This window comes from Helicobacter pylori SA213A, assembly GCF_000476275.1.
Taxonomy (GTDB): domain Bacteria; phylum Campylobacterota; class Campylobacteria; order Campylobacterales; family Helicobacteraceae; genus Helicobacter; species Helicobacter pylori_CL.
This window is the reverse complement of the sequence record NZ_CBOM010000002.1, coordinates 20,912-46,619: the sequence shown is the minus strand read 5'-3', so window position 1 is coordinate 46,619 and position 25,708 is coordinate 20,912. Positions and strand designations below refer to the sequence as shown.

Annotated in this window: 26 protein-coding genes, 1 tRNA gene and 2 pseudogenes; 22 read left to right on the top strand and 7 right to left on the bottom strand. The window is 39.2% G+C overall.

All coding sequences use genetic code 11. The annotated features are described in order from the left end of the window. Positions 1 to 5 precede the first annotated feature (5 nt). The gene (locus QT74_RS01455) at positions 6 to 1,115 is read right to left on the bottom strand and encodes a pyridoxal-phosphate-dependent aminotransferase family protein (RefSeq protein WP_033764072.1); all 1,110 of its coding nucleotides are present in this window, start codon (positions 1,113 to 1,115) and stop codon (positions 6 to 8) included. Between the two features lie 149 nt (positions 1,116 to 1,264). On the opposite strand from QT74_RS01455, the gene QT74_RS01450 reads away from it, so the two are divergent. From QT74_RS01450 to QT74_RS01425, 6 genes are all read left to right on the top strand, one after another. Further along, the gene (locus QT74_RS01450; protein WP_033764070.1) at positions 1,265 to 1,741 is read left to right on the top strand and encodes a phosphatidylglycerophosphatase A family protein; all 477 of its coding nucleotides are present in this window, start codon (positions 1,265 to 1,267) and stop codon (positions 1,739 to 1,741) included. Positions 1,742 to 1,818: 77 nt separating this feature from the next. Then, on the top strand, positions 1,819 to 2,862 hold the full coding sequence (locus QT74_RS01445) for a D-alanine--D-alanine ligase (protein WP_033764163.1): 1,044 nt from the start codon (positions 1,819 to 1,821) through the stop codon (positions 2,860 to 2,862). Further along, positions 2,862 to 3,587, top strand: coding sequence for a lipase EstV (gene estV, locus QT74_RS01440; protein WP_033764068.1), 726 nt, complete (start codon positions 2,862 to 2,864; stop codon positions 3,585 to 3,587). The genes QT74_RS01445 and estV overlap by 1 nt, the downstream gene beginning before the upstream one ends. Next, positions 3,574 to 5,055: a Mur ligase family protein gene (locus QT74_RS01435; protein WP_033764066.1), complete on the top strand. Its 1,482-nt coding sequence runs from the start codon at positions 3,574 to 3,576 to the stop codon at positions 5,053 to 5,055. The genes estV and QT74_RS01435 overlap by 14 nt, the downstream gene beginning before the upstream one ends. A 9-nt stretch (positions 5,056 to 5,064) precedes the next feature. Then, on the top strand, positions 5,065 to 5,550 hold the full coding sequence (locus QT74_RS01430; protein ID WP_033764063.1) for an HIT family protein: 486 nt from the start codon (positions 5,065 to 5,067) through the stop codon (positions 5,548 to 5,550). A 64-nt stretch (positions 5,551 to 5,614) separates the two neighbouring features. Beyond that, the gene (locus QT74_RS01425; RefSeq protein ID WP_080247125.1) at positions 5,615 to 6,571 is read left to right on the top strand and encodes a ribose-phosphate pyrophosphokinase; all 957 of its coding nucleotides are present in this window, start codon (positions 5,615 to 5,617) and stop codon (positions 6,569 to 6,571) included. 23 nt (positions 6,572 to 6,594) lie between these two features. On the opposite strand, the gene QT74_RS01420 is transcribed toward QT74_RS01425, so the two are convergent. The 4 genes and pseudogenes from QT74_RS01420 to QT74_RS01405 all read right to left on the bottom strand — a co-directional run bounded on the left by QT74_RS01420 (position 6,595) and on the right by QT74_RS01405 (position 9,009). Then, positions 6,595 to 6,671, bottom strand: a tRNA-Ile gene (locus tag QT74_RS01420). Further along, positions 6,633 to 7,778 (bottom strand): FtsW/RodA/SpoVE family cell cycle protein, encoded by a 1,146-nt coding sequence (locus QT74_RS08075; protein WP_080247132.1) that lies wholly within the window; start codon positions 7,776 to 7,778, stop codon positions 6,633 to 6,635. Before QT74_RS08075 ends, QT74_RS01420 begins: the two co-directional genes overlap by 39 nt. A gap of 20 nt (positions 7,779 to 7,798) precedes the next feature. Then, positions 7,799 to 8,381: pseudogene (locus QT74_RS01415) on the bottom strand (YcjF family protein). Between the two features lie 163 nt (positions 8,382 to 8,544). Next, positions 8,545 to 9,009 (bottom strand): GTPase, encoded by a 465-nt coding sequence (locus QT74_RS01405; RefSeq protein ID WP_033764060.1) that lies wholly within the window; start codon positions 9,007 to 9,009, stop codon positions 8,545 to 8,547. Positions 9,010 to 9,143: 134 nt separating this feature from the next. On the opposite strand from QT74_RS01405, the gene QT74_RS01400 reads away from it, so the two are divergent. The 15 genes and pseudogenes from QT74_RS01400 to QT74_RS01330 all read left to right on the top strand — a co-directional run bounded on the left by QT74_RS01400 (position 9,144) and on the right by QT74_RS01330 (position 22,886). Further along, complete coding sequence (locus QT74_RS01400; protein ID WP_033764057.1) at positions 9,144 to 10,127, top strand: RluA family pseudouridine synthase; 984 nt, start codon at positions 9,144 to 9,146, stop codon at positions 10,125 to 10,127. After that, positions 10,090 to 11,337, top strand: coding sequence for a fibronectin type III domain-containing protein (locus QT74_RS01395; RefSeq protein WP_033764055.1), 1,248 nt, complete (start codon positions 10,090 to 10,092; stop codon positions 11,335 to 11,337). The genes QT74_RS01400 and QT74_RS01395 overlap by 38 nt, the downstream gene beginning before the upstream one ends. Positions 11,338 to 11,347: 10 nt before the next feature. Further along, entirely contained in the window at positions 11,348 to 12,529 is a 1,182-nt protein-coding gene (trmB, locus tag QT74_RS01390; RefSeq protein ID WP_033764053.1) for a tRNA (guanosine(46)-N7)-methyltransferase TrmB, read from the top strand. Continuing rightward, positions 12,526 to 13,197 carry an ABC transporter ATP-binding protein gene (locus tag QT74_RS01385; protein WP_000111071.1) on the top strand — a complete coding sequence of 224 codons (672 nt, stop codon included), beginning with the start codon at positions 12,526 to 12,528 and terminating at the stop codon, positions 13,195 to 13,197. Before trmB ends, QT74_RS01385 begins: the two co-directional genes overlap by 4 nt. Then, a pseudogene (locus QT74_RS01380) lies at positions 13,184 to 13,989 on the top strand (FtsX-like permease family protein). The gene QT74_RS01385 and the pseudogene QT74_RS01380 overlap by 14 nt, the downstream one beginning before the upstream one ends. Continuing rightward, the gene (locus QT74_RS01375) at positions 13,982 to 15,184 is read left to right on the top strand and encodes a murein hydrolase activator EnvC family protein (protein WP_033764051.1); all 1,203 of its coding nucleotides are present in this window, start codon (positions 13,982 to 13,984) and stop codon (positions 15,182 to 15,184) included. Before QT74_RS01380 ends, QT74_RS01375 begins: the two are co-directional and overlap by 8 nt. Before the next feature lie 96 nt (positions 15,185 to 15,280). Next, complete coding sequence (locus tag QT74_RS01370; RefSeq protein ID WP_000245951.1) at positions 15,281 to 15,640, top strand: FlaG family protein; 360 nt, start codon at positions 15,281 to 15,283, stop codon at positions 15,638 to 15,640. Positions 15,641 to 15,656: 16 nt separating this feature from the next. Next, positions 15,657 to 17,714, top strand: a complete 2,058-nt coding sequence (fliD, locus tag QT74_RS01365) for a flagellar filament capping protein FliD (RefSeq protein ID WP_033764048.1) — start codon at positions 15,657 to 15,659, stop codon at positions 17,712 to 17,714. Between the two features lie 43 nt (positions 17,715 to 17,757). After that, positions 17,758 to 18,138, top strand: a complete 381-nt coding sequence (gene fliS / locus QT74_RS01360) for a flagellar export chaperone FliS (RefSeq protein WP_001199081.1) — start codon at positions 17,758 to 17,760, stop codon at positions 18,136 to 18,138. After that, positions 18,125 to 18,364: a hypothetical protein gene (locus QT74_RS01355; protein ID WP_025275877.1), complete on the top strand. Its 240-nt coding sequence runs from the start codon at positions 18,125 to 18,127 to the stop codon at positions 18,362 to 18,364. The genes fliS and QT74_RS01355 overlap by 14 nt, the downstream gene beginning before the upstream one ends. Positions 18,365 to 18,416: 52 nt before the next feature. Then, complete coding sequence (locus QT74_RS01350; RefSeq protein WP_195742332.1) at positions 18,417 to 19,076, top strand: tRNA threonylcarbamoyladenosine dehydratase; 660 nt, start codon at positions 18,417 to 18,419, stop codon at positions 19,074 to 19,076. A 25-nt stretch (positions 19,077 to 19,101) separates the two neighbouring features. Next, entirely contained in the window at positions 19,102 to 19,248 is a 147-nt protein-coding gene (locus QT74_RS01345; RefSeq protein WP_000656207.1) for a hypothetical protein, read from the top strand. Positions 19,249 to 19,251: 3 nt separating this feature from the next. Beyond that, on the top strand, positions 19,252 to 20,130 hold the full coding sequence (locus QT74_RS01340; protein WP_000638593.1) for a carbon-nitrogen hydrolase: 879 nt from the start codon (positions 19,252 to 19,254) through the stop codon (positions 20,128 to 20,130). A 126-nt stretch (positions 20,131 to 20,256) separates the two neighbouring features. After that, positions 20,257 to 21,570 (top strand): Na+/H+ antiporter family protein, encoded by a 1,314-nt coding sequence (locus QT74_RS01335; RefSeq protein ID WP_033764045.1) that lies wholly within the window; start codon positions 20,257 to 20,259, stop codon positions 21,568 to 21,570. Continuing rightward, on the top strand, positions 21,570 to 22,886 hold the full coding sequence (locus tag QT74_RS01330) for an MATE family efflux transporter (protein WP_267864631.1): 1,317 nt from the start codon (positions 21,570 to 21,572) through the stop codon (positions 22,884 to 22,886). Before QT74_RS01335 ends, QT74_RS01330 begins: the two co-directional genes overlap by 1 nt. Here the strand turns inward: QT74_RS01330 and rny are convergent, their stop codons facing one another. Continuing rightward, positions 22,887 to 24,398 carry a ribonuclease Y gene (gene rny, locus QT74_RS01325; protein ID WP_033764155.1) on the bottom strand — a complete coding sequence of 504 codons (1,512 nt, stop codon included), beginning with the start codon at positions 24,396 to 24,398 and terminating at the stop codon, positions 22,887 to 22,889. Then, positions 24,376 to 25,050 (bottom strand): 5-formyltetrahydrofolate cyclo-ligase, encoded by a 675-nt coding sequence (locus QT74_RS01320; RefSeq protein ID WP_080247122.1) that lies wholly within the window; start codon positions 25,048 to 25,050, stop codon positions 24,376 to 24,378. Before QT74_RS01320 ends, rny begins: the two co-directional genes overlap by 23 nt. Before the next feature lie 97 nt (positions 25,051 to 25,147). On the opposite strand from QT74_RS01320, the gene QT74_RS01315 reads away from it, so the two are divergent. After that, complete coding sequence (locus tag QT74_RS01315; protein ID WP_033764039.1) at positions 25,148 to 25,705, top strand: hypothetical protein; 558 nt, start codon at positions 25,148 to 25,150, stop codon at positions 25,703 to 25,705. The last annotated feature ends 3 nt before the right edge of the window (positions 25,706 to 25,708 follow it).

Here is a 25,708-nt window from a genome sequence, read left to right as displayed (position 1 = left end):
GATCCTTAAATTTCGTAATATTGCTTCAAAAAAGTTGCGTTCGCCGCGCCGTCAAATTCCCTTAAATCCAAATCGTTTAGGGCTAATTCTAGGGCGTTTAAAGCGTAAGCGCTTTTATAAACAGGAATGATCCCCATGTGGTTGATACGAATGAGCACGTCTTTATAAGGCTCTTGACCGCCCGCAAATTGCACCTGATATTTTTCTTTCAAAAGATTTCGCAATTCTTTGGCATGCTCGCTAACAATCGTTGTCATGCTCAAGCTCGGGCTTTTAGGGAAAATCTTTAAACCTAAAGCTAAAACGGCTTTTTGAGTGGCTAAAGCGACTCTTTTGGTCTCTTGATAGAGTGCTTCAAAGCCCCCTAAATTCTGCACCAATTCAAAATAGCGCTGCAACCCTAAAGTGTGTAAAATAGGAGCGGTGTAGCTTGTGGTATTATTTCTTTGGTTTTTCAATTCGCTCTTTAAATTAAAATAAAACCCCACATCGCGTTCTTCTATGCGTTCAATTGCCTTTTGGCTCAATGCGATTAAGCTCATCGCAGGAGGCAGCATGAACGCTTTTTGACTCCCTCCAATGAGTGCATCAACATGCGTTATTTCTAAAGGCTCAACCCCTAAAGCGGTGATAGCATCTACTATCACAAAAACATTCGGGTTAGTTTCTTTGATCGCTTGAGCGATTTTTTCTACAGGGTGTCGTAACCCCCCACTAGACTCGCATGCTTGAATGCAAAACGCATCAATGTTAGGGTTGGCTTCAAGTGCGTTTAGTATTTCATCCACTTGAGCGGGCGTGTCCCATTCATAAACTAATTCATGGGCTTTGATAAAATGGGCTTTAGCGATCTTGCCAAACCTTTCGCCAAACTTGCCCGCATTAACAAAAAGCAACTCTTTTTGACATAAGGAAATCACGCTCGCTTCCATAGCCCCAGTTCCGCTGCTACTTAAAAGCAAAACTTCTTCTAAACCGGTCATTTTTTTCAAATTTTCTCGCACGCTTTGGAAAATCTTTTCAAAATCTTTGGTGCGGTGGTGGGGCATTGGCTGAGAAAAGCTTGTGCGCATCTCTTCATTAATGGCTACAGGGCCTGGAGTGAAAAGCAACATTTTAAAATTAACCTTTAATTTTTAAAGAGAATTTAAAAGCTATCATACTAAAACGCGCTTAAAATTAAGCCTTATTGTTTAAGAAAATCGCTTTTTAATGCAAATAAAATGCTAAAATGCCATGATTTAAAAAGAATTTGAGGCAATGATTGGATAAATTTAGTCTTCGCGCGTGTTTTTTAACCCTTTTTTTTAGCGGGTATTCTAAAAAAGCTCCAGGAACGATAGGGAGTTTAGTAGCGTTGTTACTAGGTTTACCCGTTTTAATTTTTTCGGCTAACACTTTGTTTTTAGGGGCGATTTTCATTGGGCTTATCGCTATCGCTCAAATAGACAAAGAAGAAGAAGAGACTAAGAGGCATGACAGCTCTTACATTGTGATAGACGAATTAGTGGGCATGTGGTTGGCGATGGCGGTTAGCGGGCTATCGTTAGCGGGCGTGGTTTTGAGTTTTATCTTTTTTAGGATCTATGATATCACTAAACCCTCACTCATTGGCAAAATAGACAAAGAAGTTAAAGGGGGCTTAGGGGTTGTGGCTGATGACGCTTTAGCGGGTGTTTTAGCCGGATTGAGCGCGTTATTAGTCATCCATATTTTAGGATTTTTTAACATTAAACTTTAATTTTAAGAAAATTCAAAAGCCTTTTTTTAGGTAAATATAGATAGACTTGATTGCAATCGTTTTTAGGGAGTTTGATCGTGGAGTTTTGCGTTTTATTTGGTGGGGCGAGTTTTGAGCATGAAATCAGCATTGTGAGTGCGATCGCGCTTAAAGGGGTGTTAAAAGATAGGATTAAATATTTTATTTTTTTAGATGAAAACCATCATTTTTATTTGATTGAAGCATCTAACATGCATTCAAAATACTTCGCTCAAATCAAAGAAAAAAAATTACCCCCCCTAATCCTCACACACAATGGCTTGCTTAAAAACTCGTTCTTAGGCGCTAAGATAATAGAATTGCCTTTAGTGATCAATCTTGTGCATGGGGGCGATGGCGAAGACGGGAAATTAGCAAGCTTGTTAGAATTTTATCGTATCGCTTTTATAGGCCCTAGAATTGAAGCGAGCGTGCTGAGTTACAACAAATATTTAACCAAGCTTTATGCCAAAGACTTAGGGGTAAAGACTTTAGATTATGTTCTTTTGAATAAAAAAAACCGCACTAACGCCCTGGATTTGATTGGGTTTAATTTCCCTTTCATAATCAAACCCAGCAACGCCGGAAGCTCTTTAGGGGTGAATGTTGTGAAAGAAGAAAAAGAATTAAATTACGCTTTAGACAGCGCGTTTGAATATTCTAAAGAAGTTTTAATAGAGCCTTTCATTCAGGGAGTGAAAGAATACAATTTGGCTGGTTGTAAGATCAAAAAGGATTTTTGTTTTTCCTATATTGAAGAGCCTAACAAACAAGAATTTTTAGATTTCAAACAAAAATATTTGGATTTTTCACGCGCCAAAGCCCCTAAAGCGAACCTTTCTAACGCCCTAGAAGAACAATTAAAAGAAAATTTTAAAAAACTCTATAACGATTTGTTTGATGGCGCGATCATTCGTTGCGATTTTTTTGTCATAGAAAATGAAGTGTATCTCAATGAGATCAACCCCATTCCTGGCAGTTTAGCGAATTATTTGTTTGATGATTTTAAAACAACGCTAGAACATTTAGCGCAATCGTTACCCAAAACCCCTAAAATCCAAATCAAAAACTCTTATTTGTTGCAAATCCAAAAGAATAAGTAATGGCCAAACGCAGTATCGCTTATTTGGATAGCGTTTTTGACATTTCCTACACTTTTATAGACCACCATAGCCCTTTAAACGCCTTGTTTTTGCATGGTTGGGGGAGTTCTAAAGAAATCATGCAACAAGCGTTTCAAGGCTGTTTTTTAAATTACAACCATTTGTATGTGGATTTGCCCGGTTTCAATCAAAGCCCTAACGATGAAAAAGTTTTAGAGACTAAAGATTATGCTAATATCATCAATCTGTTTTTAAAAAGCGTGGATAAAAAAGCGCATGTCGTTTTTGGGCATAGCTTTGGAGGGAAAGTAGCGATCTTGTGTGAAAACGAACGGATGGTTTTATTGAGCAGCGCGGGGATCTTAGAGCCAAAACCCTTAAAAGTGCGTTGTAAAATCCTTTTAGCTAAAATCTTTAAAAAATTAGGCTTGAATTTAGGGTTTTTAAGGAGTAAGGACGCTATGGGGCTTAATCAAGTGATGTATGAAACCTTTAAAAAAGTGGTTAGCGAAGACTTTAGCGATCATTTCAAACGATGCGAGAAGGAAGTTTTATTATTTTGGGGTAAAGATGATAAAGCAACCCCCTTAAGCTCCGCTCAAACAATGCAAACCTTGTTGAAAAAGAGCGAATTATTCGTTTTAGAAGGGGATCATTTCTTTTTTTTAAACCAAGCAAAAGAGATTGAAAAACTAGTGGAGAAATATCATCATGCAAAGTCTTAGTTGGCTGAATTTAGCGTTTCGTTGGCTCTTTATAACAGGGCTTGGCTATTATATAATGACTTTATTGCAATGGTATCATTACAGCGTGTTTAGGATTTTAACCAAGCACCACAAAATGCGTTGGCATGGGATTTATTTTTTATTGCCTTTAGGGGTGTTTATCCTATCGTATGCTTTCAAAATGCCGTTTGTTTTTGATTTCTTTTGCGGCGTGATTCAAATGCCCATACTCATTATCTGGGCCAAACGCAACGACAAGCCTTTAGTTTTCACGCCAAGGGTGAAGCGCTTTTTTATTTTCTTATTACTCTTTTTAATCTTGCATGAAATCTTAAATATAGAATTAGTCCCTTTGAATGGGATTTCGCTCGCGCTTGGCTATTTGTGTTTATTTATATTCGTTTTGAGTGCTTCTTTAATCTTTGAAAAAGTCTTATCCAAGCAGTATTTGCAAACCGCTAAAGACAAAATCACCTCTTTAAAAAATTTAAAAGTCATCGCCATTACCGGAAGTTTTGGGAAAACCAGCACCAAAAATTTCTTGCTTCAAATCTTACAAACCACATTCAACGCGCATGCAAGCCCCAAAAGCGTCAATACCCTTTTAGGCATTGCGAATGATATTAACCAGAATTTAGACGATAAGAGCGAAATCTATATCGCTGAAGCCGGGGCAAGGAATAAGGGCGATATTAAAGAAATCACCCGCCTTATTGAACCGCACCTTGCCGTGATCGCAGAAGTGGGCGAACAGCATTTAGAATATTTTAAAACTTTAGAAAATATTTGCGAGACTAAAGCGGAATTATTGGATTCCAAGCGATTAGAAAAAGCCTTTTGTTACTCTGTGGAAAAAATCAAACCCTATGCCCCTAAAGATAGCCCCTTAATAGATGTTTCTAGCCTGGTTAAAAACGTCCAATCCACTTTAAAAGGCACTTCTTTTGAAATGCTTATAGATAGCGTTTGGGAAAGCTTTGAAACGAAGGTTTTAGGCAAATTTAACGCTTATAATATCGCTTCAGCCATTTTAATCGCTAAGCATTTAGGATTAGAAACCGAAAGGATCAAACAGCTTGTTTTAGAACTCAACCCTATCGCCCATCGTTTGCAACTTTTGGAAGTGAATCAAAAAATCATTATAGACGATAGCTTTAATGGGAATTTAAAGGGCATGTTAGAGGGCATTCGTTTAGCGAGTTTGCACAAAGGGCGTAAAGTCATTGTAACACCGGGATTAGTGGAAAGCAATACAGAAAGTAATGAAATTTTAGCGCAAAAAATAGACGGGGTTTTTGATGTCGCTATCATCACAGGGGAGTTGAACTCCAAAACGATTGCTTCACAATTGAAAACCCCCCAAAAAATCTTACTCAAGGATAAGGTGCAATTGGAAAATATCTTACAAGCCACCACGATTCAAGGCGATTTGATTTTATTCGCTAATGACGCCCCTAATTACATTTAGGAAATAAACATGCAACATTTATACGCTCCTTGGCGCGAAAGTTATTTGAAAGAGAAAAATAAGAGTTGTGTCTTTTGTGAAATTTCTCAAAACCCTACAAAAGATTCAGAAAACAGAGTGCTTTATAGAAATAGCGATCTCTTTGTGGTGATGAACGCCTACCCTTATAACCCAGGGCATTTGTTGATCATTCCCCATGCGCATCAAGCGAGCGTGGAACTTTTAGATCTGAATACTTGGCTGAACATGAATAAATTAGTGCCTAAAGTGTTAAAAGCGTTGTATGCTTATGGCGCTCAAGGGATCAATGTAGGTTTGAATTTGCACAGAAACGCCGGAGCAGGAATCCCTGAGCATTTGCACATGCATTTAGTGCCTAGGTTTTTAGGCGATAGCAATTTTATGAGCGTTATCGCTCAAACCAGGGTGTGCGGGATTGATTTAAATGAAACCTATCTTACCTTAAAAAACTTATTAGAAAAGGAGCTTGGTTGAAAACAAACGCTTTTAGTTTGGGTGCGCTACAATTGATTTTAATTCATTTTAGGGAGTGTAAGCGATGAAGGCGCGTGGGTTTAAGACAAAGATGCGTGGGTTTAAGATTTTTTCAGGGAGCGCTCACCCTGCATTTGGTAAAGAAGTGTCAAAGCATTTAGGCTTTCCCTTATCCAAAGCGGTGATAGGCAAATTCAGCGATGGCGAAATCAATATCCAAATCAGCGAATCGGTGCGCGGTAAAGATATTTTTATCATCCAGCCCACTTGCGTGCCGGTCAATGACAATTTAATGGAATTGTTAGTCATGGTAGATGCTTTAAGGCGCAGTTCGGCCAATTCTATCACAGCGGTATTGCCGTATTTTGGCTATGCCAGACAGGACAGAAAAGCGGCTCCAAGAGTGCCTATCACGGCTAAAATGGTCGCTAATTTGATGCAAGAAGTGGGGATTGAAAGGATCATTACAATGGATTTGCATGCCGGGCAAATCCAAGGCTTTTTTGATGTGCCGGTGGATAATTTATACGGATCTATCGTTTTTAGAGACTATATCCGCTCTAAAGCGTTAAAAAACCCTGTAATCGCCAGCCCTGATGTGGGTGGGGTTACAAGAGCTAGGTATTTTTCCAATCAAATGGGCTTAGATTTAATCATCGTGGATAAGCGCCGTGAAAAAGCTAATGAAAGCGAAGTGATGAATATTATCGGCTCAGCCAAGGAGCGCGATGTGATTTTAGTGGATGACATGATTGATACCGCAGGCACGATCTGTAAAGCCGCTTTGGCTTTAAAAGAGCAAGGGGCAACTTCTGTCATGGCGTTAGGCACGCATGCGGTTTTGAGCGGGAATGCGATCAAGCGCATTAAAGAAAGCGCGTTAGATGAAGTGGTGGTAACTAACTCTATCCCTTTAGTTCAAAAATGCGATAAAATCACCACCTTAAGCGTAGCGCCCTTATTTGCGGAAGTGATCAGAAGGATTTATCATAACGAAAGCGTCCAATCGCTTTTCACTTAAAAAGGAGAATAAAAAAGCGGGAGTGGTGGATTCTGTAGGACTTGAACCTACGACCAATCGGTTATGAGCCGAGCGCTCTGACCAGCTGAGCTAAGAATCCAAAATTCCCAAAAGATGGTTTGCTATTGTATCCAAAAATATAGCGGAAAGCAAGCAGGTTTTCTAAGATCCCAAATAGGATCATAAAAGTGATAAAACTGCTCCCCCCATAGCTGAATAAGGGTAAGGGAATCCCCACCACAGGGGCTAACCCTAAAGTCATGGCGATATTCACGCTGGAATAAACAAAGATTAAAATAGAAATCCCAAGGGCTACAATCTTTAAAAACCAATCGCTGTTGCTCTCAAACATGTAAAAAAATAAATGCAAACTCAAGCCTATATAAATTGCAAAAAGCAACATAGCCCCTAAAAACCCAAAACGCTCCACGAAGTAAGCGAAGATAAAATCGCTCGTTGCGATAGGTAAGAATTTGAATTTGGTTTGCGTGCAAGCCTCTTTAGATTTGCCTAAAAACCCACCCGATCCTATAGCGATAATGGATTGCATGACATGGTAATTAGGCTTTTCAGAAAGAAAGTCTGCGATGCGCTTTTTTTGATAATCGTGTAAAAAATGATAAGCGATAGGCGAAGCCACTAAAAGAGCGATAAAAAGAGGGAGCCACACCCTAGTCCTTAAACCCACAATCAATAAAATCCCAAAACCCATGATGAGCACAATAAGAGCCGTGCCTAAATCAGGCTGTTTTAAAATCAAAGCCGCCGGTAAGCAAATGTAAAAACTAAGCTTTAAAAACATGCCCCAATCATAGCCCTTAAAGGGGGGTGGGTTGATTTTAATCAAATGCGCCAATAACAAAAGGATAGCGATTTTCACGGGTTCGCTAGGCTGTAAAGTGATAGAAGTGAAAGGAATGACTAGCCATCGTTGCGCCCCAAGCTTGCTAGACCCCATAAAATCCACTAACGCTAATAAAATAACGCACGCCCAATAAAACACAAAGAGCCAGCGATCGAGCTTTCTGAAAGGGATAAAAAACACGATCCAAAAGAGGAGAAACCCTATCGCATAATAAACCCCTTGCTTTAAGCTCAAAACCGCGCTGCTCTCAAAGATCAATAAAAAAGAAACCACAAGCAAGGGGATGATAAACACAAAAGGCAAAAGATCAAAATGCATCCAGATTCTTTTGTCTAATGCCATGCGTTTTTCAACCCCTAATCTTATGGTTTTAATTTTTTGATTGTATCCAAATTGAGATAATTCTCCTTGAAAAGGGATGTTATCACATAAACTGCAGGCAATTCGACTTCGCCTGTCTCATCGTTAAAGCATTTTTCTAGCACTTTCAAATAAGCAAACCCAATGCCTTCGGTGATAGCCACAGCGGTCGCGCTCCCTGCAACACTCCCCACAACAGGAATGAATTTAAGGAAACCATTAACGAGCGTTCTCCCCACTTGTGCGATAGCGGTTACGCCTAACAATCCGGTGATGAGCGATGCGGCTACAGATTTATCCAAATCCACTCCAAAAGCGTCATTCATTTTATAGATCATTCCTGCTTGATATGGGTGCAATAGCGAGCGCATCGCTAAAAGGTATGGGGATAAGCCCAACCGATCCAGCCGCTCCTGATGCAAGATGGATAATGGTTTTACTTTCATCTATCATGGCTTATTTTATCGCTTGGATATTAGCTTTTTGAATCAGCAAGAAATAGTTTTGTTTGTTTTTCCTAGCTTCTATCAAGCATTTTTTCGTTTCATCTACCAATTCTTCTAAACCTTCAATGGAAACTTCAATACCTCTAAATGAAAATGCAACGGAATTGACCCTCGCATAGGCTTTGATGAAACCTTTAAAGCCCCATTCTTCATCTATGATTTTTTTAGTTTCTTTGACAAAGGCATCGCCGGCTTTTTCTTGTGTGTTGGTGAAAACGAAAATCGTTGGGATATTCCAATTTTTAGCAAAGCTTAATAGCTCTCTCTCTCTCTTGAATCCTACCAGAAGTCTCTTTAACGCACAAATACGCCACATCAATGGCTTCTTTTTCATCAAGTGTTTTAAAAGAATCTTCCATTTCTTTTTTAATGCTTTGCATGGTGTCGTGGTAATCTTTATCTTCAATGCCTTTAGTGTCCCACAAAATCAAGCCTTTCTTTTTATCAATGAATTTTTCAAGATGCTGAGTGATGGGCTTTCCTACGCCTGCTTTAGCGATTTCTTCACCAAAGAGAGCGTTAATGAGCGAGCTTTTACCCACCCCAGTAGCTCCCATGAGCAAAATATTCATCTTTGGTTTTTCTTTTTTGATGACTTCGTGCAATTTTTCCATATTCAATCCTCCTTCTTTCCCATCAAGCGTGAATGAGTCGCCTAAAAAGCCACGCAAAACGCCGTTCAGTTTATCATGTCCGTCGTGTTCCATTAAAACCCCTTTAAAAATGATTTGAGCCACAAAATGTTGTCGCACCGTATTATAGCGTATTCAAATAATGAAATAGGATTTTTTTAAGGTTTTGAGTAGAATAATGGTTTTTAAAAATGCAAAAAAGAGTTTGAATGCAAAAAGTTTTCATCGCCCCTACCCATTACAAACGCATTGATGAATTTTTAGCCAAAGAATTGCAAATTTCTAAAAACCAAGTGTTGAATTTAATTAAAGAAGGGCTGGTGTTTTGTCAAAAAAAGGAGGTCAAAAAAGGGGGGCTAGCCTTAAAAGAGGGCGATGCAATCACGCTTTTAACGCCCAAGATCGCGCCCAAACCCTTAAAAAAAGAGCTTGATTTAGAAATAGAAGTCATTTTTGAAGATGAAGACTTGTTGGTGTTGAATAAGCCCCCTAATCTAGTCGTCCATAAAGCCCCAAGCGTGAAAGAGCCTACTTTAGTGGATTGGCTGGAATCTAAAAATTACGAGCTTTCTAATCTAGGCTTAAAAGAGCGCTATGGGATTGTGCATCGTTTGGATAAGGATACAAGCGGAGGGATTGTCATCGCTAAAAACAATTTTACCCATGTTTGTTTGAGCGAGCAACTCAAAACTAAAACAATGGGGCGCTACTATATCGCCTTGCTTTCAACGCCCTTAAAAGAAGAAAAAATGAGCGTGGAATGCTATTTGACAAGAAACCCTAATAACCGCTTAAAAATGATAGCGCTCAAAGCGGCTAAAAAAGAAAAAAGCCGTTATTCTAAAAGCGAATTTATCAGCTTGCTGACTTCTCAAAATGGCATGGATTTGATAGGGGCTAAACTATTCACCGGGCGCACGCACCAGATCAGAGCGCATTTAGAATATTTGAACAGACACATCATAGGCGATAATCTTTACGGGCTTAATGGGGTGCTTTCTAAAGAAGAAATAAGAATCATGCTGCATGCCTATTTGATAGAGTTCAAACACCCTAGAAGCGAGCAAAAACTGCGCTTTAAAGTTCCCCTATTAAAGGATATGTTAGAATATCTTAAAAAAGTTTTTAACAAGGAGAATTTAGATGAGGTCTTGGATGAAGAAAAAATACTTCACGCTTTTATTGCAAAGTAGTGTGGTATTAGCGGTTTTTATAGGGTGTTCTTCTACCAGGAATCATACTTTTTCAGCCCTTAATAATCAAGAAAATACAGACACTAAGCTCCCGGTAGTCCATTCTATTAAAACCATTAACGATGTGAGTTCAGTGGGTTTTGAATGGCCTAAAATCGCTGATACTTATGACATTGATGGGTTTATTTTGTATCGTTTGAAAAAAGACTCCAAGCTTAAAAGAATCGCCACGATTAAAAACCCTTATGCGACCCACTATTATGATGAGGGGCTAGAAACAGAGAGTTCTTACACTTACCAGCTCGCCACTTACAAGGGCGATAAAATCTCTAACCTTTCAGACCCCATTCTAGTAAAAACCTCTTTTATCAATCCTGTAGAAAGCGTGTTCGCAAGCCTTGAATACCCTAAAAGCGTGAAAATCTTTTGGAGCCCGCACCCTAACCCTAGCGTTTCTAAATACATCATTCAAAGGCAGAATAAAGACGGCAAATTTTTAAATGTAGGGGCTGTAAAAAACCGCTTGTTTGTGGAGTTTTTTGATAAAGATTTAGAGGATGGGAAAAAATACCGCTACCAAGTCATTGCTGAAAATTTCATGGGGGATAAATCCAGGCCTAGCGTGATAGTGGAGGGGAAAACCAAAGACTTACCCAAAGAAATCACTAATGTTAGAGTGAGCCAAAACCTCACACGACACATTGAATTGAGTTGGGATAAATCCACCCAAGAAGATGTGATAGCTTATCGCATTTACGCTTCCAATAACCGCAACGACAAATACAAATTCATCGCTCAAACCAATAACACTTCCTATGTGGATAAAATAGAAAAAGACAATCTCACTCGTTATTATAAAGTCGTTGCCCTTGATAAAACGCATCTTGAAGGGGCGTTACCTAAAGAGCCTGCCATGGGTGAGACCTCTGATAGGCCTGAAGCCCCTATCATCACTAAAGGGACTATTCAAGACTCTTCGGCCTTGATCCAATGGGAAAATAACCCAAGCGCTAAAATAGCCACTTATGCGGTGTATCGTTTTGAAGCCAATTCTAAAACCCCTTTGCGTTTTGGGAATATCACACAAAACCAGTTCGTGGATAAGGACATGAAAGTGGGCGTGGCTTACCGCTATCAGGTGGTGAGCGTGGATAAAGATGGTTTAGAGTCGCACCCAAGCAAAGAAGTGCGTTTGTTTTTAGAGCGCTAAAAGGGTTTTAATGCCCCATTTTTTAGCCAAGCTAGACTCCAAGCCTTTAGAATACCCCTTAATAAGGGGGGATTTTTGTTTTCATAAGGAATTTTTAAGCTTAAAACACCCCACTAAAAGCTGTGTGTATGCGAGTTTTAAAAATCACATTTTTTTATTGCAAAAAATCAGGCGAGCGAATGATTTTCTAATCAAAAGCGAAAAAGCAACGCCTTTAAAAAGAGAGGTTTTAAAACAAGCTTTAAGGATTTATTCGCAATCTTTTGAAGTGATTTCGCATAATTTGCAAGAAAATTCTAAACATGCGAGCCAAAAAAAAGCCCTTGATTTAGAAACTTTTGAAGACTTTATCCAAAAAAATCAAGCCCCTGTTTTAATAGAAATTGGTTTTGGAAGCGGGAGGCATTTGATAGAATTGGCCAAAAACAACCCCACTAAAACATGCTTAGGGATAGAGATTCACACCCCATCTATCGCGCAAGCGTTAAAGCAAATTGAATTGTTAGATTTAAAAAATCTGCACATCTTGCAAGGCGATGGCCGTTTGGTTTTAGAAAGCATGCCAAATCACAGGTGCGAGAAAATTTTTGTGCATTTCCCTGTGCCATGGAATGAGAAAAAACACCGCCGAGTGTTAAGCGAAAAGTTTTTAAACGAAGCTTTAAGGGTTTTAAAGCCTAAAGGGTTTTTGGAATTACGAACCGATGATGCCCTTTATTTTGAAGACAGCTTAAAATTAGCCCTAAAAAACTTTCAATGCGAGATAGAAATCAAAAAAAACGCTCAAATACCGGTTGTCAGCAAGTATGAAGCGCGTTGGAATAAACTCAAAAAAGATATTTATGATTTAAGAATTTATTCTTTAGAATTGGGTGAAAACCCTACTCAAAACCATGCATTGGATTTTTCTTTTGATACAATAACAATAAATAAAAAGAGCGTTGGAACGATTTTAAAAACCCCAAAAATCATCCAAGAGGGGTATTTTGTGCATGTTTGTAATATTTATGAAAATAAGGGGGATTTTTTAGTGGAATTGAGTATGGGGGATTTTGATTGGCCTGTGCGTTTGTTTGTTTTATTGGCAGAAAATCAGATTTTTTACCTCAATAAAAGCCCCTTAAAAACCTTAAACAACCACAAAGCGCATCTTTTGCTTCAAAATATCCTAAGCCAGAAGGGAATTGGATGAGTGTGATCATCGCAGCGAATAATCTATGCTTACAATACCAGCAGAACGAACCGGTCATTAAGCATGCTAATTTACGCATCAAACGCAAGGACTTTGTGTTCATTTCAGGGCCTAGCGGGAGCGGTAAAAGCACGCTTTTGCGTTCGTTTTATGGGGATTTAAAACTTTTTAGCGGTAAATTAGAAGTTTGTAATATCAACATGAACAACGCTTCAAAATCAACGATTTTGGATTTGCGTAAAAATATTGGCGTGGTTTTCCAAGATTATAAATTGATCCAAGATTACACGATTGAGCAAAACATCAAACTGCCCATGGTGATTTGTGGCGTTAAAAAAGAAGAATGCCACTTGCAGCTAGAAAAACTTTTAGGGCATATTGATTTACGCCATAAAGCTAACCGCTACCCCAAAGAGCTCAGCGGAGGCGAACAACAGCGAGTGGCTATGGCTAGGGCTATGGCGAACTGCCCTGAACTCATTTTAGCCGATGAGCCTACCGGGAATTTAGACGATTATTCTAGCGATAAAATCTGGAGCTTATTAAGGGGCATGAACACGCAATTAAACGCTACGATCGTGGTGGTTACGCACAAATTCCCTAAAAATTTTAGCGCTTATCACCGAAAATTTTACATAGAAGAGGGGGAAGTTTATGAATACTCTTAAAAAGCATTTAGCCTTTATCATTCCCCTAGTAGCGTTATTGTTTAGCTTGGAGTGTGTGTTATTTATCAATCAAGCAATCGAACAGAAAGAAAAAAAATTGATTGAAGATTATTCAGTCGTGTTGGCCAGCACGCAAAAATTAAGCTTGGAATTGTTGCGTCAAAATTTTAACGAAATCATAGCGTTAAAAGAAATTGATCCTAATTATTCTTTAGAGCCTCTTCAAAAAACTTTAGGTACAGACGGGCTTAAGGAATTAAAAAAAATTTACCCTTTTTTTATTCTTTACAACTTTCCACATTCCCCACTCAAGAGCGTTTAGAAAACATTAAAGAAAAATTGCTCAAAATCCCTGGCGTTCAAAAAGTTGAAGTCTTTGCCAAAACTTACATGCAAGTGTATGATCTCTTGAGTTTTATTAAAGCAGCGGTCTATATCTTTGCGTTAGTGGTCTTTGTTTTATCGGTTTTATTGATGTTTAAGCAAGTCCGCATCTGGATCTATCAATACCATGAAAGATTAGAGATCATGGATTTATTAGGGGCTTCGGTGTCTTTTAAAAACGGGTTTTTGTATAAAATAGCTTTAATGGATTCTTTAATCGCTAGTTTTTTAGCCCCCATGCTCATGCTTTATATCACTTCGCAAAAAGGTTTTGAAAAAACGATGGATACTTTGGGTATTATAGGAGGCGCGTTTGTTTTAAACCATTTTTTATGGGGACTGCTTTTTAGCCTTGTGGTCTCATTTGTTTCTGTTTTACTTGTAGCTTGGAGGACTAGACATGTATAAATTAGGAATATTTTTATTAGCCACCTTACTATCAGCTAACACGCAAAAAGTGAGCGATATTGCTAAAGATATCCAACACAAAGAAACCCTTTTGAAAAAAACCCATGAAGAAAAAAACCAACTGAACAGCCGTTTGAGTTCTTTAGGCGAAGCGATCCGCTCTAAAGAGCTTCAAAAAGCGGAAATTGAGCGCCAAATGGCGGCTTTAAAAAAGAGTCTTGAAAAAAATCGTAACGAAAGTTTGGCTCAAGAAAAAGTCCTAACTAACTACCGCAAGTCTTTAGATCATTTGCAAAAACAACGATCGTTTTTACAAAAGAGGGTGTTTGATACACTTTTAGAGGATTTTCTTTTTTCACAAGCCCTAAAGGGGCAGAATTTAGCCTCTTCTAACGATGTGATTTTACAAGTAGCGTTTGAAAACTTGCACCAAAGCACCCTGTCTAAAATGTCGCAACTAAGCCAAGAAGAAAAGGATCTCAACGCGCAAGCCTTAAAAGTCAAAAGCAGCATTCAAAAAATCTCCTCCATTATAGATGCACAAAAAAATCGTGAAGTAGCCTTAAAATCCTTGCAAACCGAACAAAATCAGCTCATTTTGAGCATGCAAAAAGACTATGCGATCTATAACCAACGCCTAACCCTTTTAGAAAAAGAGCGCCAGAATTTAAACGCTCTTTTAAAACGCTTGAATATCATCAAACAAAATAGAGAAAATGAAAAGAGAGTCAGTTTGAAAAAATCTTCTCAAGCCTTAGAAGTCAAACAAGTGGCTAGCTCTTATCAAAATATCAACACCACGAGCTATAACGGGCCAAAAACGATCGCTCCCTTGAACGATTATGAAGTGGTGCAAAAATTTGGCCCCTATATTGACCCAGTTTATAATTTAAAAATTTTTAGCGAATCCATTACGCTAGTGTCAAAAACCCCAAACGCTTTAGTGCGTAACGTTTTAGACGGGAAAATCGTGTTCGCTAAAGAAATCAACATGCTTAAAAAAGTCGTTATCATTGAGCATAAAAACGGCATCCGCACGATTTATTCTCAACTGGATAAAATCGCCCCCACCATTAAAAGCGGCATGCGGATCCAAAAAGGCTATGTTTTAGGGCGCATTGAGCAACGCTTGGGCTTTGAAGTTACCATGAGAGAAAAACACATCAACCCCTTAGAACTCATTGCACGCAATTAAGATTTAACAAATCGTCTTTTTGCCGATATTAGCTAAAGAATTTAACAAACAAAGAAATAGTTACATTTATAGGTATGGAAAAATTTGGAGGTTTTTATGGTCAATGAAGTTCAAGGGATTGGGATTCCCACATCTCACACAAGCGTTCAAACAACCCCCACAAAAGAGATCAGTCGCGCAAACACTATAAACACTATTGATGAATCTAAGACAACGATAGACCCTGATCAATACAAACCCAAGCTAGAATTATTGAGCGAGCGTCTGAATGAAGAAATGAAACGCATTGGCACGGATATTAATTTTAGTTATAACGATACGATCAAAGGGTTAGTGGTTTCAGTCAAAGACGCTAATGGGGATAAGGTGATAAGAGAAATACCCTCTAAAGAAGCCGTGGAGCTTATGCAAAGAATGCGCGATGTGATAGGCATTATCTTTGATAAAAGAGGCTAAACATTAGAGGTAAAACATGGCAATAGGTTCATTAAGCTCATTAGGGCTTGGCAGTAAGGTTTTGAATTACGATGTGATTGACAAGCTTAAGGACGCTGATGAAAAAGCGTTAATCGCCCCCTTAGACAAGAAAATGGAGCAAAATGTTGAAAAACAAAAAGCCCTTGTAGAAATCAAAACGCTCCTTTCAGCTCTAAAAGGTCCGGTTAAAACGCTTTCAGATTATTCCACTTATATCAGCCGAAAAAGCAATGTTACAGGCGATGCATTGAGCGCGAGCGTGGGGGCTGGCGTGCCTATCCAGGATATTAAAGTGGATGTGCAAAATTTAGCGCAAGGCGATATTAACGAATTAGGGGCGAAATTTTCTTCAAGAGATGATATTTTTAGCCAAGTGGATACCACGCTCAAATTTTACACGCAAAACAAGGACTACGCCGTTGATATTAAAGCAGGAATGACTTTAGGCGATGTGGCTCAAAGCATCACGGACGCTACCAATGGCGAAGTGATGGGCATTGTGATGAAAACAGGAGGGAATGACCCCTATCAATTAATGGTGAATACCAAAAACACCGGCGAAGACAACCGCATCTATTTTGGCTCACACCTCCAATCCACGCTCACTAACAAAAACGCCCTTTCTTTGGGGATTGATGGAAGCGGAAAAAGCGAATTGAGTTTGAATTTAAAGGGGGCTGATGGGAACATGCATGAAGTCCCCATCATGCTAGAACTCCCTGAAAGCGCTTCTATCAAACAAAAAAACACAGCGATCCAAAAAGCGATAGAGCAGGCTTTAGAAAACGACCCTAATTTTAAAGACTTGATCGCTAATGGGGATATTTCCATAGACACTCTTCATGGGGGGGAATCTTTAATCATTAATGACAGGCGTGGGGGAAACATTGAAGTTAAAGGGAGTAAGGCTAAAGAGCTTGGGTTTTTGCAAACCACCACCCAAGAAAGCGATTTGTTAAAAAGCTCTCGCACGATAAAAGAGGGTAAATTAGAAGGGGTAATTAGCTTGAATGGTCAAAAACTAGATTTAAAAGCCTTAACCAAAGAGGGCAACACCAGTGAAGAAAACACAGACGCTATCATTCAAGCGATTAACGCTAAAGAAGGCTTGAATGCGTTTAAGAACGCCGAAGGCAAGCTTGTGATCAATTCTAAAACCGGAATGCTAACGATTAAGGGCGAGGACGCTTTAGGCAAGAATAGTTTGAAGGATTTGGGTTTAAATGCTGGCATGGTGCAATCTTATGAAGCTTCACAAAACACGCTTTTTATGTCTAAGAATTTGCAAAAAGCGAGCGATTCAGAATTCACTTACAATGGGGTGAGCATCACACGCCCCACTAATGAGGTCAATGATGTGATTAGCGGGGTTAATATCACTTTAGAGCAAACCACAGAGCCTAATAAGCCTGCCATTATCAGCGTGAGCAGAGACAATCAAGTCATTATAGACAGCCTTAAGGAATTTGTCAAAGCCTATAATGAGCTTATCCCTAAACTAGACGAAGACACGCGCTATGACGCTGACACTAAAATCGCCGGGATTTTTAACGGCGTGGGCGATATTCGTGCCATTAGATCCTCTCTTAATAATGTGTTTTCTTATAGCGTACATACGGATAATGGGGTAGAAAGCTTGATGAAATACGGGCTTAGTTTAGACGATAAGGGCGTGATGAGTTTGGATGAAGCTAAATTATCAAGCGCATTAAATTCTAACCCTAAAGCGACTCAAGATTTTTTTTATGGGAGCGACAGCAAGGATATGGGGGGCAGGGAAATCCACCAAGAGGGCATTTTTTCTAAATTCAATCAAGTCATCGCCAATCTCATAGACGGAGGGAACGCTAAGTTAAAGATTTATGAAGATTCCCTAGACAGAGACGCTAAAAGCTTAACCAAAGACAAAGAAAACGCTCAAGAGCTTTTAAAAACCCGCTACAACATCATGGCGGAGCGCTTTGCCGCTTATGATAGCCAAATCTCTAAAGCCAATCAAAAATTCAACTCCGTGCAAATGATGATCGATCAAGCGGCGGCTAAAAAGAATTAAAAAAAAACAGAGAGTCATCAATTTTAAAGGATAAAGGAACATTATGCAATACGCTAACGCTTATCAAGCCTACCAGCATAACCGAGTGAGTGTGGAATCCCCAGCAAAACTCATTGAAATGCTTTATGAAGGGATTTTAAGATTTTCTTCGCAAGCCAAACGCTGTATTGAAAATGAAGACATTGAAAAAAAGATTTATTATATTAACAGGGTTACGGATATTTTCACGGAATTGTTGAATATTTTAGATTATGAAAAAGGGGGAGAAGTGGCAGTGTATCTTACAGGCTTATACACCCATCAAATCAAAGTTTTAACGCAAGCCAATGTGGAAAATGATGCGAGTAAGATTGATTTGGTGTTGAATGTGGCTAGGGGGTTGTTAGAAGCATGGAGGGAAATCCATTCAGATGAACTCGCCTAATATGTTATTAGATTCCTTTAAAATCGCTCTTGTTAAAAAAGATTCTAAACTCGCCTTTTCATTGATAGAGCGCCTTTCTTTAGAGCAAATAAAAAGCTTGGATTTAGACACGCTTTTAAGCCTTAAGGAAATGATAGCCCAAAGCATTGAACTATTAGAAAAAGAAAAAGAAGAACTGCAATCACAAATGCATAAGGCTAAGAAGATTCAAAAATTTTTGTCTTAGATTTTTTAAACTACGATACAATAAAAGCACTATTTTTATTGAAGGCTAAAGATTGTCTGAACCCATAGATAGATTCACGCGCATAAGGTGGTTGTTTAAAAACGATTTTGAAAAAATCCGCCAACAAAGGGTTTTAATCTGTGGCGTGGGGGGCGTTGGGGGCTTTGCGCTAGACGCTTTGTATCGTGTGGGGATAGGGCAAATCACTATTATTGATAAAGATGTGTTTGATGCAACCAATCAAAACCGCCAGATCGGATCAGAAAGGATAGGAGAATCTAAAGTGTTGGTGTTGCAAGATCTCTATAAGGGCATTCAAGCTTTGAATTATCGCATAGATGAAGCGTTTTTAAATTCATTTAATTTTAGAGATTATGATTACATTTTAGATTGCATGGACGATTTGCCTATTAAAACAAGCTTGGCGATAAAATGCCAGAATTTCGCTTACGGGAAGTTTATCAGCTCTATGGGGAGTGCGAAGCGTTTGAACCCTAAACACATCCAAGTAAGGAGCGTGTGGGAAAGCTATGGCGATAAATTCGGGCGTAAATTTAGGGATTTTTTAAAAAAACGCCGTTTTAAAGGGGATTTTAAAGTGGTTTTTAGCCCTGAAGTCCCGCATTGCATAGAGCTTGGGAGTTTTAATGCGGTTACGGCGAGTTTTGGTTTGCAAATAGCGAGCGAAGTCGTGCAAGACATTATCAAATAAGATATTAACAACGAAAGGAAGTGGAATGAAAGATTACGAAGACGAATTGGAAGATTTTGAAGAAGAAGAATTAGAGGGCTTTGAAGAAGAAGATGAAGAGTATAATGATTATAAGAATGTCTATGATGATGACGATTATGAAGACTATAACTCTGATTATGAAGAAGAGTGAAAAATGATTTATGCGAGCGTCCTCCAGCATGCTTATTGCGGCTCTAGAAAAAAAACCATAGAGCATACAGCCAACTTGCTTGAACAAGCGCTAAAAAAACACCCTAAGACCAATTTAGTGGTGTTGCAAGAATTAAACCCTTATAGTTATTTTTGCCAGAGCGAAAACCCTAAATTTTTTGATTTGGGCGAATATTTTGAAGAAGATAAGGCTTTTTTTAGCGCTTTAGCTCAAAAATTTCAAGTGGTGCTTATCGCTTCTTTGTTTGAAAAGCGCGCTAAAGGGTTGTATCACAATAGCGCGGTTGTGTTTGAAAAAGATGGATCAATCGCTGGAGTGTATCGCAAAATGCACATTCCTGATGACCCAGGGTTTTATGAAAAATTTTATTTCACGCCGGGGGATTTGGGCTTTGAGCCTATTGTTACAAGCGTGGGCAAATTAGGGCTTATGGTATGCTGGGATCAGTGGTATCCTGAAGCAGCAAGGATCATGGCTTTAAAAGGGGCAGAAATTTTAATCTATCCTAGCGCGATAGGGTTTTTAGAAGAAGACTCTAATGAAGAAAAAAAGCGCCAGCAAAACGCATGGGAGACGATCCAAAGAGGGCATGCGATCGCTAATGGCTTGCCTTTGATTGCGACTAACAGAGTGGGCGTAGAATTAGATCCTAGTGGTGCGATTAAGGGGGGCATTACTTTTTTTGGCTCTAGTTTTGTGGTGGGGGCTTTGGGCGAGTTTTTAGCTAAAGCTAGCGATAAAGAAGAGATTTTGTATGCGGAAATTGATTTAGAACGCACCGAAGAAGTGCGCCGAATGTGGCCGTTTCTAAGAGACAGACGCATTGATTTTTATAACGATTTGTTGAAACGCTATATTTAATCAGTCAATCAATTTAAAATTTAAGGTTAGAAAGGATTGAACATGGTAGGTGTAATTTTTTGCACTAAACAAGCGCAAAAGTTCTATCATTTTTGTGCGGTATTTTCATTTTAACAAGGAGCAAAAATGCTAGAAAATAGCTCTGTATGGAGCAATCCTGCCTTTGTGGCTATCATTTGCATGTGCGTTCTTAGCCTTTTAAGGCTCAATGTCATGCTTTCTATGATTAGCGCGACTCTCATAGCAGGGCTTATGGGAGGGCTTGGAATCACGGAGAGTTTTAATGTGATGATAGACGGCATGAAAGGCAATTTAAACATCGCTTTAAGCTACATCCTTTTAGGGGCTTTAGCGGTAGCGATCGCTAAAAGCAACCTCATTAAAGTCGCTTTGAGCAAATTAATAGGCTTAATGGATTACAAGCGATCCACTTTTTGCTTTTTGATCGCTTTCATCGCATGCTTTTCGCAAAATTTAGTGCCGGTGCATATCGCTTTTATCCCTATTCTAATCCCCCCTCTTTTGCATTTGATGAACCGGCTAGAGTTGGATAGAAGAGCGGTCGCTTGCGCTTTAACCTTTGGCTTGCAAGCCCCCTACTTGGTGCTTCCTGTAGGGTTTGGCTTGATTTTTCAAACCACCATTTTAGAGCAATTGAAAGCCAATGGCGTTAGCACCACCATAGCGCAAATCACAGGAGTGATGTGGATAGCAGGGTTAGCGATGGTCGTTGGGCTACTTTTAGCGGTATTAACGCTATACAAAAAACCCAGACACTACCAAGAAAAATCTTTTAATATAGAAGATTACGCCTCACTTAACTTAAACTACCATGACTATTTGACTTTTATAGGGATTGTCGTGGCGTTTGTGATCCAATTAGCCACCGATTCGATGCCCTTAGCCGCTTTTTTAGCGTTAGCGATTATCTTACTAGGCCGTGGCATTAAGTTTAAAGAAACAGACTCTTTAATGGACGATAGCGTAAAAATGATGGCGTTTATCGCTTTTGTGATGTTAGTGGCTAGCGGGTTTGGAGAAGTGTTGCAAAAAGTGCATGCGATAGATGGCTTAGTGAATGCGATCACAAGCATAATCCAAGGGAAGTTTTTAGGGGCTTTTTTGATGCTTGTTGTAGGGCTTTTTATCACTATGGGGATAGGGACTTCTTTTGGCACTATTCCTATCATCGCTGTGTTTTATGCCCCTTTATGTGCGAAATTAGGTTTTAGCATAGAATCTACGATTTTACTCATCGGCATAGCCGCAGCTTTAGGCGATGCAGGCTCACCGGCTAGCGATAGCACCATGGGGCCCACTTGCGGGCTTAACGCAGACAACCAACACAATCATATCTATGACACATGCGTGCCGACTTTTTTAGTCTATAACCTCCCTTTGATTGTTTTTGGAGTTCTTGGAGCGTTACTATTAGGCTAATCTATCAAGTTAAGAAAATTTTTTCTTTAGCCTTACCCTCTGGGGTCAATGCTTTTTTAGATGTGCTGGTGGTCGCACTCTCGGTTTTTTTTGTGGGTAAGATTTCGCACCATCACATTGTGGCTTTAGGGGTGGGCTTGCAATTTTTGATGCTTTTTTATGGCATCAACACGATTTTATACACCGGCACTAACGCCATTCTTTCCAGGCTTGTGGGAGCTAGGGATTTTGCTCAAATCAATCACGCTTTTTCAAGTATTTTTATAGGGGCGCTTGTCATCTGTTTGGGCGTGCTGTTTGTTTCTTATTTTTTGATTGAGCCTTTTTTAAATTGGATGCAATTACAAGATCCTTCGCGCCAATTGACGCAAGATTATTTAGAAGTCTTAGTTATCGCACTACCGAGTATTTTTTTAAAAAATGTTTTAGTTTCAGCGCTCGCTAGTTTTTCAGACACCCTAACCCCCTTTATTGTCAAAATCATCATGGTCATCGCATGCATTTTTTTGAATCAAGCCTTGATTTTTGGGGATTTTGGTTTTAAAGAAATGGGGATTGTAGGCTCTGCTTTAGCGAATGTGGTTGTCTCTTATTGGGAATTACTCGCGCTTGGCGTTTGGATACAAATCAAAAAAATCCCTTTAAAATTCAAAATAACCTTTCATTTTTCTTTTTTAAAAACCATGTTTAGAGTGGGTTGGCCGGCCGGGTTTGAGCGTTTATTGAGCTTATTCTCTTTAATACTCTTGTCTAAATTTGTAGCGAGCTATGGGGATAAGGTGTTAGCGGGCATGCAAATAGGCATCAGGGTGGAAACCTTTTCGTTCATGCCCGGATTTGGATTTATGATCGCAGCGATGGTTTTAACAGGGCAAAATTTAGGGGCGAACAAGCCAAAGATCGCCACAGAATACGCGCATTTGATTTTAAAAATCTCTATGGGTTTAATGGGGGTTTTAGGGGTTATTTTAGTCTTATTCGCTAAAGAATTTGCGAGCCTTTTTTCTCAAGATGAAGAAGTTTTGGAAGTGGCGCGCTCTTATTTGATCGCTGTGGGTCTCTCTCAAGCCCCCTTAATTGGGTATTTTGTGCTAGATGGAGTTTTTAGGGGGGCTGGCATTTCTAAAGTCTCACTATACATTAACACCTTAAGCTTATGGGGGTTAAGGATCATGCCTATTTACTTGCTTTTAATCTATCATTTTAAGGTGGAATTTATTTTTGTAGTGATCGCATCAGAAACTTTTTTGCGCTCATTCATCTACTATAAAGTTTTTTCTAAAGGCATATGGAAAAGGTGCGGGAAAAAGGCTTAATCATTGCTTGAGCGTAGCGGTCGTTTTGAAACGATTTTCTCGCACCACTTGCACGCCCACTTCACCCAAATACTGAGCGCTCTCTTCTATCTTTTTAGCGATCTTTCTGGCAATAATAGGCACTTGATTGTCCCTGACTTGGTTGGATTTGACAATCACTCTTAGTTCTCGCCCGCTCTCCATCGCATACGCCTTTTCCACCCCATCAAATTCTAACGCGATCTCTTCTAAAGCTTGCATGCGTTTAGCGTATTCTTCATCGCTCTTTCTCCTAGCCCCAGGACGCCCTGCTGAAAGCGCATCAGCCGCGCACACGCTCGCGCACTCCACGCTCATGATTTCTTCATGCCCATGGTGGGCATAAATCGCATTGATCACAACCGGGTCTTCTTTATGGCGCTTGCACACCTCAACCCCTAAATTCACATGGTCTCTCCCAAGCTCTTGAGTGAGCGCTTTACCAATATCATGCAAAATACCGGCTCTTCTGGCGAGTTTTTTATCCCCCCCAAGCTGTTCTGCAATCAAGCCGGCTAAAAGAGCGACTTCCTTAGAATGCTGTAAAGCGTTTTGCCCAAAACTAGAACGATAACGCATTTTGCCTATTAAAATTTTAAGCTCATCTTCCATAGTTCCAAGCTCTAATTCTAGCACCACGCTCTCCCCTTCAGAAAGCAATTCTTTTTCCATGTTGCGCGCGACTCTATGATAAACCTCTTCAATCCTGTTAGGCTGAATACGGCCGTCTTCTATTAAAATTTTAATCGTCTCGCTCGCCACTTCACGCCGATAAATATTGAAACTGGACAAGCACAATTCGCTGCTATCTTCGCTAAATTCTATATCCACCCCACTGATCTTTTTAAACGCTTCAATGTTTTTCCCGTCTTTTCCTATCACACGACCCACATAATCTGAGCAAGGCAAAGCGATACGGCTTGTTAAATTCTCTGTCGCATAATCACCCGCAAAACGGGCTGTCGCTTCCGCTAAAATGGCATACGATTTTTTCTTACCCTCTTCTTTGGCTTCTTTTTCATAACGCCTGATCAAGGTGCTTTTTTGCGCTTCTAGTTCCTCTTCTAATTGCTCCAAGATCATGCTTTTAATTTCATCTTTGGTATAAGCCATGTAATTGAGCATCGCGTCTAGCGCTTTGGCTTGAGCTTCTTTACAAATAGCGTGCTGTTTTTTAAAATTTTCCTTCTCCTGTTCTAAAATTTGGCGCTCTTTTTCAAGCTCTTTTTTTTCCTTTTCCAAATAGCGTTTTTCATCTCTTACAAATTCTTTGTGCTGCGCTTCTAAATGCTTCAAATGCGCTTCTTTTTTATCAAAATGGGTTTGGAGTTGCAAATTCTTGTTTTCATATTGCTGTTGCAACTTGCATTCTTGGCTTTTCATGCGCATTTCTTCAGCATCCACAAAAGATTTCGCTTGAAATTCCATTAGCTTAGCTTTAGCGGAAGCACTTTTTAAAATGGCTTGCCCTCTAGCATAATAGATCTTTTTCATCACATAATACATGATTAGAGCGGTGATCAAACACGCTACCAAAACTTCTAATGAAATGTAAATTAACCCGCTGCTCATAATGTTTCCTTTTATCATTCTTCATAACGATACGAGCATTCATGTAAAGATTCGCTTCAATGTCATAAGCGTCTGTAAGGATACCATTAGCGATCGCTAACTCCCTACTCACAAACACGATTAAGGGGCGTTTTAGTTGTTTTTTGAGCAATTGGGGCAAACTCCTATCATACATGCCTAGCCCAAAACCCACGCGCCTAAAGCTTGTATCCATTCCTAAAATCGGCACGACAATACAATCTAATTCCTGCTTATAATAGCGCGATAAACTCGGCTCATCAAACCACCCCAAACGCCTTAAAGGCAACCTAAAGGGTGCGATAGTGAAACCCTCTTTAGAAAAATCAGTGCCTTTTTTGACGCTTTTAGGCAACCACACGCACTTATTTTTTTGTCTTAACTTCAAAATCAAAGGCCTGATGTCAAGCTCATGCCCTAACGGGCTATACAATAAAATATTTTGATAATCTTTGAGTTTCCAAAATAAAAGCTTGCAAGCCAGTTTATCCCTGACTGCTTTATCTTTGGTTGGTTTAGCCCTTTTCAAGCGTTCTTTACAAAAATCTCTAAAAATCGTTTTAATGGTTATAATCCTTAAATTTTAGACTTACATTATAGTATAATTTTAGGTTATTAGTTACCATTTTATTATTCTTAAGGATGTGTTTATAATGAGAATTAAGGCTTATTTTTTGCGTTTTATCGCGCTGGTTTTGATCGTTTTGTTGGGTTTTAGCGCTTGTAAAAATTCTCAAAAATCTCAAGATTCTCAAAACAATACCCCACAAGAAAATAGCCCTAAAACCTACACCGCTATGGATTTGAATAACCAAGAATACACGATTACAGGCGATTTAGATTCTCTCAATATCAGCCCGGATTCCAACGCCCCTACCCTATTAGTTTTAAGCGCTTTAGATAATTCTTTAAAAGATTACGCCCCCAGCTTTAACATCTTAAAAAAAACTTTTAAAGATCGTTTGAGGGTGCTTATTTTACTCAATCAACCCTATTCAAGCGATGCAATCAAAGACTTTATTGCACCCTTTCAAGCTGATTTGATGATTTTAAACCCTAAAGATACCGCTCTTTTTGATCATTTAAACCATGATATTTTAAACCATTCTTTTAACATGCTCTTATATGACAAACACCAATTGATTAAAATATATCAAGGGATCGTGCCAATAGAAATGCTCCAATTTGATATTTCTAACTTAAAGGACTGAATT